General features: G+C 67.7%; 4 protein-coding genes and 2 pseudogenes. 2 read left to right on the top strand and 4 right to left on the bottom strand.

The genetic code is table 11. The features are described 5' to 3' along the window. Positions 1-870 precede the first annotated feature (870 nt). Complete coding sequence (locus tag ACIA8X_RS29550; RefSeq protein WP_398986709.1) at positions 871-1293, bottom strand: MarR family winged helix-turn-helix transcriptional regulator; 423 nt, start codon at positions 1291-1293, stop codon at positions 871-873. Between the two features lie 101 nt (positions 1294-1394). On the opposite strand from ACIA8X_RS29550, the gene ACIA8X_RS29545 reads away from it, so the two are divergent. Beyond that, the gene (locus tag ACIA8X_RS29545) at positions 1395-2384 is read left to right on the top strand and encodes an aldo/keto reductase (RefSeq protein ID WP_399459527.1); all 990 of its coding nucleotides are present in this window, start codon (positions 1395-1397) and stop codon (positions 2382-2384) included. 292 nt (positions 2385-2676) lie between these two features. Here ACIA8X_RS29545 and ACIA8X_RS29540 read toward each other — a convergent pair. After that, positions 2677-2760: pseudogene (locus ACIA8X_RS29540) on the bottom strand (IS5/IS1182 family transposase); the annotation flags it as partial. Positions 2761-3103: 343 nt separating this feature from the next. Here ACIA8X_RS29540 and ACIA8X_RS29535 point away from each other — a divergent pair. After that, entirely contained in the window at positions 3104-4345 is a 1242-nt protein-coding gene (locus ACIA8X_RS29535) for an IS110 family transposase (protein WP_399459526.1), read from the top strand. Positions 4346-4380: 35 nt separating this feature from the next. Here the strand turns inward: ACIA8X_RS29535 and ACIA8X_RS29530 are convergent. Then, positions 4381-4563 (bottom strand): annotated as a pseudogene (locus tag ACIA8X_RS29530) (transposase); the annotation flags it as partial. A 1014-nt stretch (positions 4564-5577) separates the two neighbouring features. Further along, positions 5578-6045, bottom strand: coding sequence for an ATP-binding protein (locus tag ACIA8X_RS29525; RefSeq protein ID WP_399459525.1), 468 nt, complete (start codon positions 6043-6045; stop codon positions 5578-5580). Between the last annotated feature and the right edge of the window lie 40 nt (positions 6046-6085).

The raw sequence follows: 6085 nt of genomic DNA, 5'->3' as shown, positions 1-6085 counted from the left end.
AACGGCTCGATCCACTTCGGATCATCCGCTGAGATCACCCCACCCATGCCCAGCCAACGCACCAACCGCCCCACCGGTTACGGGACAACCTCTAGCGTTACGTCCCCGCACACACGAAAACAGCCCCCTCGGAGATCACTCCGAGGGGGCTGTTCGAAGCTCCGTGCCTGGTCAGGCACTGTGCCCCCGGCAGGATCGAACCTGCGACACCCGCTTTAGGAGCATGATCATAAGCTCACTCGTCTTGCCTGATCTGGCTTGATGTTTCGCTGTTTTCGCAGGTCATCCGCCTGATGGGGGAAGGCGGGGGAGTGATCTTTCGCGATCCTTCGCGGGCCTTCTTTGTCTTGCTGTTCCCATCAGGTTCCCAGTCTGAGGGCATGGCGACGGTCTTCGAGAGTTGGCAGAGGTATCTACGCAGGTTCGTCGCCCAGCCCGGTTCCATTGAGCACCGCAGATGCTTTGAAGTACGGGCGACACCGCCTTCGGGCGATCGGGACGGGGCCTGGATGCCTCTCTTGACGTCGAGCTGGAGCCGGTCCCCGCCGAGCGGTGCACTCATCGCCCCGATCACGCTGACCCGTGCCCGTCCGTTGCGGGACCGTAGCCGGCGCAGATGGAAGAGCCCGTCGCTACGCAGTAGCGGAAGTGTCGTGGTGCGGCCGTTGTGCTCGGCATGGATACGTGCGGCAGTACAGACGCCGACGAGGTGGGCGTCGACGGCACGGGTGTCCGGGCTGCCGGGCTTCGCGGGCGGTCGGCGCCGGAGCGGGTGCCGGGCCTGGATTCCTCAGCCGCGGCTGTGCGCTCTGCGCCGGACGGCGACCGACTGCCCGGCCTGGTCGGCAAGGCAGAGGCGAATTCCTGCTCTTATGTGCCGGCCATGAGCTGGAGCAGGTCGCGCAGGTCGCGTCGCTGGTTCTCGTCGAGGGCCGCGAGCGGTTCGCGGGCGAAGCGGAGGCGGTCGAGCAGATCCTCGGCCATCTCTTTGCCGGTGTCCGTGATTGCCAGGAGTTTGACACGCCGGTCGCCGGGGTCGGGCTGGCGCTCGAGCAGGCCACGGGTTTGGAGCTTGTCCACGATGCCGGTGAGGTTGGAGGGCTCGGCGCCGAGGCGCTCGGCGATGCGCCGCATGGGCAGCGCGGCGCCTTCCAGGGCGATGAGCACCTTGACCTGCTGCGGGGTGAGGCCGTGGTGGGCAGCCGCGGACTCGTATTCGCGGGTGTACCGGTCGGTGATCGTTGCGAAGAGAGCGGTCACCTCGGAGGTCAGCGGGTCAGGGGTGAGCGTCATGCGTCTCACCCTAGATGAAGTTATAACCGTCTACAACGATTGACAATAATGATTATGAAGCATAAGTTTGTTCTCATCGCTACCGAACCAGGAGACATCACATGAAGCAGCGCACCCTTGGCACCGGCGGCCCCTCCGTGTCCGCGGTAGGCCTGGGCCTGATGGGCATGTCCGAGTTCTACGGAGCCACCGACGACAGCCAGTCCGTTGCCACCATCCACCACGCACTCGACATCGGCGTGAACCTCCTCGACACCGCCGACGTTTACGGAGCTGGCCACAACGAAGGCCTCCTGGGCCGCGCTCTGGCAGGACGGCGCCGCGAGGAAGCCGTCGTGGCCACCAAGTTCGGATCCCGGGCCAACGCCGACAGGACCACCTTCACCGTCGACTCCACCCCCGAATACGCGCGGCAGGCCGTCGACGCCTCACTGCAGCGACTGGGCCTCGACCACATCGACCTGTACTACCTGCACCGCCGCAACCCCGCCGTACCGATCGAGGACACCGTCGGCGCCCTGGCCGAGCTCGCCGCAGCGGGCAAGATCCGCCACATCGGACTGTCCGAGGTGAACGCCGACACCCTGCGCCGCGCCCACGCCGTGCACCCGATCACCGCCCTCCAGAGCGAGTACTCGCTGTGGGAGCGCGGACTCGAGGACGAGATCCTGCCCACCGCCCGCGAACTGGGCATCACCGTGGTCCCCTACTCGCCCGTAGGTCGCGGATTCCTCTCCGGCAAGATCACCGACACCGCCTCCCTGGCCCCCGACGACTACCGCCGCTTCGACCCCCGCTTCCAGGGCGAGAACCTGCAGAACAACCTGAAGCTGGCCGAGCGGGTCCGCACCCTGGCCGCCGAAGCCGACCACACCCCTACCCAGCTCGCCCTGGCCTGGCTGCTCCACCAGGGCGAGGACATCGTCCCCATCCCCGGCACCAAGCGCATCACTTACCTGGAGGAGAACGCCGCCGCCGCCGACATCCGCCTCGACGCCGACCAGCTCGCCGCCCTGGAGGCAGCCATGCCGCCCGGCGCCGCCGCCGGCCCGCGCTACCCCGAAGCCTTCATGGACCGCGTCAACAACTGACACCGCCCGTGGCCCAGGCGCCCAGCACCGCCCCTGGGCCAGGGCCAGGACAACCTTGAGCACCCGATGTCGAGCGCCTGGTCTTCCGGCTCGCCGCGTCGCATCATCAGCCAGGCGCCCGCCGTGCGCGGCCGAATCCGCCGACGGGCGGTGGCAGCCGTGGCGGGCCGCTCCCGGCCAAAGTGCCTGCGGGCACCGTGAGAATGATCAGTCCCGCTGGGCTTCGCGGGACTTCGGCTGACCGGCCATGCGGGATTGGCGGCGGCTGATGCGCCTGGTCATGAGGGTGATCGCGGCCCAGGCGTTCGCTGGACTCGATGCCTTTGCAGGCGATGCGGACGCCGATGCGTTTTGCCGCGTCGGGGATGTCGTACGCCTAATAGGCACGTGGGTTGGCCGGTTGGGTCGGTCGGCAGGGGCCAGAGCGAGACGTCTGGGATATACGCAGCGCCTGGAGTGCTTCGACAAGACGGACGCGGTTCAGGCCCCTGCCATATCGACTCCAGTCGCCGTACCGTGCCGTGATCCGAGCCGTTCCCAGAGCCACCTCCCAATTGGGCAGAGCCTTCGAGGTCTTCACGAGAGCGAGGACTTTGGGCAGGGCTGGGGCCACGGACGGCTGATGGGGTGGTGCGCCCGAGAGCGCTTCTATTAGGTCGCCGGGTGGTTCTGCCGCGGCTCGATGCCGACCGACAGCGAAGCCCTGAAAGGAGCGCGTCGTGCACGCAACCTGCGGAATTGACTGGGCTGAGGACCACCACGATGTTGCGGTGGTCGACTCGGACGCCCGGCTGCTCGGCAAACTCAGGATCAGCGATGACGCGGCGGGCTTCCAGGACCTGCTGCATCTGCTCGCCGAGCACGGTGACAGCCCGGACGATCCCATCCCGGTGGCGATCGAGACCTCCCGGGGACTGCTGGTCGCTTGCCTGCGGGCCTCCAGACGTCGGGTCTATGCCATCAATCCGATGGCCGTCGCCCGATACCGTGACCGGCACACTGTCTCCCGGAAGAAGTCCGACCACCAGGACGCGGTTGTCCTGGCGAACATTCTGCGCACGGACACCGAGTTCCATCGTCCGCTGCCGACCGACTCGGACCTGGTCAGGGCCATTGCCGTCCTCGCGCGGGCTCAGCAGGATTCGGTCTGGGACCGCACCCGCGCTCACAACCGACTCCGATCACACCTGCGCGAGTACTACCCCGCGATCCTCGAGGCATTCGCAGCGAAGCGCGAGCGGCTGCTGTCCCGGGAGGCCCGCACGATCCTGGCGATCGCGCCCACTCCGGCGGAGGCCGCCCGACTGACCCGCGGACGGCTGAGGACCGCCGTCACCAGGGCCGGACGCCAACGCCGCATCGAGGCCGAGACCGACCGGCTGCTTGAAGTGTTCCGCCAGAGCGGGCTTCGTCAACCTGCCCTGGTCGAGAAGGCAATGGGACGGCAGACACTCGCCCTCCTCGCCCAGCTCGACGCAGCCTGCCAGGCATGCGATGACCTGGCATCCGACACAGAAGAGCTGTTCCTGCAGCATCCCGATGCCGAGATCATCACGAGCTTCCCCGGCCTGGCCACGCTCACCGGTGCACGGATTCTCGCCGAGATCGGCGACGACCGCGCCCGGTTCACCCACGCCGGCAATCTGAAGGCCTATGCCGGAAGCGCACCCGTGACCCGCCAGTCCGGCAAGAGCCGCCACGTCACCCACCGCCGGATCAAGAACAACCGACTGGCCGCGACCGGCCGACACTGGGCAATCGCCGCGCTGACCGCCTCATCCGGCGCACACGCCCACTACAACCGCCGACGGGACACCGGCGACCACTACCACGCGGCCCTCCGGAATCTGTTCAACTGCATGCTCGGCCAGCTCCACCACTGCCTGACCAATCGCCAGAAGTTCGACGAAGCGATCGCCTTCAGCACCTCCGCCCCAGCTCCACTCTCAGCAGCTGCTTGACCCGACAGCTGCATGGGGTGTCTTGTCGGCGTGGCGCGCGGCAGAGCCTGCCAGGCGCAGCTGCTTTCCAGGACGCAGACGATGGCCGCGAACACCGCCTCATCAGGTGGGTTCTGCGTCCCACAGCCCTGCGGACGCACCCGCGGCGGCGGTAACAGTGGGCGGACGACATCCCACAGACCGTCCGGGGCGATCCACCCCCAGTCGTTACTCCCCATGCCCGGTCAACGCCCAACTCGCCACATAGGACACAGTCTTAGTTCGTCTTGGCGGCCGTGCTCGCGGCGCGCCGGGACCGGGGTTGCCGGTCTCTTCTTCGGCTCGGCTTCCTGCGCGGTGGACTGCGCCCGCTTGGACACACGGCTCGGGCTTCGCCGGGGCCGCTGCCTTCGCCGTGGCCTTCTCCGGCTCAAGGTGGGCCGCCGCTTGTGTGGTGTCGCAATGGATCGTTGGCACGTTCTCCCCCGGGAGGTCCGCAGACGGCTTCCGTCGTGGATCCCTCGCCAACGCGCTGTTGAGCCCAGTCAAGCATGGGCTTACGGCGTGATCACGCAACGAGCGTGGGCCGCTACGTCTGGGGTCCCCGCCCACTGCGAGATCTCCAAGGCCCAATGCCGGGAGTTCGGCGTCTCCTGAGGCTCGTCTGGCACGGAGGCCGGGGGCCAGCTGTCAGATCGTTAACGAATGTCCGAAATGTGAAAAACGCGCCGTTCAATGTTCCCAGGGCGTTCCCATTTCGCACCTGAAGGCCTTCCAAAGAGGCTCCCTGGAAGGCCTTCAGGTGCGCTGACCTGCAATTTTGTGGTGCCCCCGGCAGGATTCGAACCTGCGACACCCGCTTTAGGAGTGGGATCGAATCCTTGCCGGAGGGTGTTCGCCCGTGCCGGGTGTTGCCGTCCTCGCAGGTCAGCGCCGCCCGGTAGGACGATCGGCCCTGACGGTGTCGGCTTGTGATCTGCCGTCCGCTCACGCATCGCGCACGCGTGGCGTCTCTGTTCGGGGGCTTGGGCCGAGGAGCCGGCCGTCCGTCCCGGATCGCACGGTGAGCCGAGCGACGGTGCGCTGGGCCGGCTGTGCCGCAGTGGGCACGCTGCCGGGTCGATGACCGGGCACACCAAGTGATCGTGTCTGCCGGATGGCGCCGCGGCACCAGTCGGCACCTCGTGGGTTCGGCCGTTCCTCGTGGCCTCCCGCGACGTCCCCAGAGGGGTGTGGCTGCCGTCCACGGCTGGTCAAGCCCTCATCGGGAGAACCGCCCATCGGGTGGTCCTCTCGGAGTGGCGGGATATTCCGTGTCGTGCGGAGAGGGCCGCGACGATGCCGGTCCCGCGACCGTCTTCCCGGTGTTCGGCAGGGTGGGGGCTGTCGTGCGACGAGCGTCGTTGAGGCAGCGGCCCCGAGTCGGTGACCTCGATGCGCAGGGCGCGGCGGCCACCGGCCTCGGGCAGGGACAAACGCAGCACTGCCGGCGGCAGTGCGTGGACGATCGCGTTGGTGGTCAGCTCCGAGATCACCAGGAGGGCGTCGGCGGAGGTCGGGGAGGGCACGCGCCACTGGGTGAGGACGGTGCGTGCCCGTCGGCGTACGACGGAGACGGCCTCGGGGATGTGGGGCAGTGCGCAGACCAACTCGGCTCGCGAGGGCTGGGCCACTTCTGCGTCGGACGTGTTGTCAGACGTGTTCGTGGCGGGGACGCTCATCCTCGGCCACCTCCACTGGTCCTTGCTTCTCATGTCGGAA

Origin of the sequence: Streptomyces sp. NPDC051738 (assembly GCF_044453205.1) — a bacterium.
Taxonomy (GTDB): Bacteria; Actinomycetota; Actinomycetes; order Streptomycetales; family Streptomycetaceae; genus Streptomyces.
The sequence above is the reverse complement of the archived record's forward strand: the minus strand, read 5'-3'. Positions and strand labels throughout refer to the sequence as shown.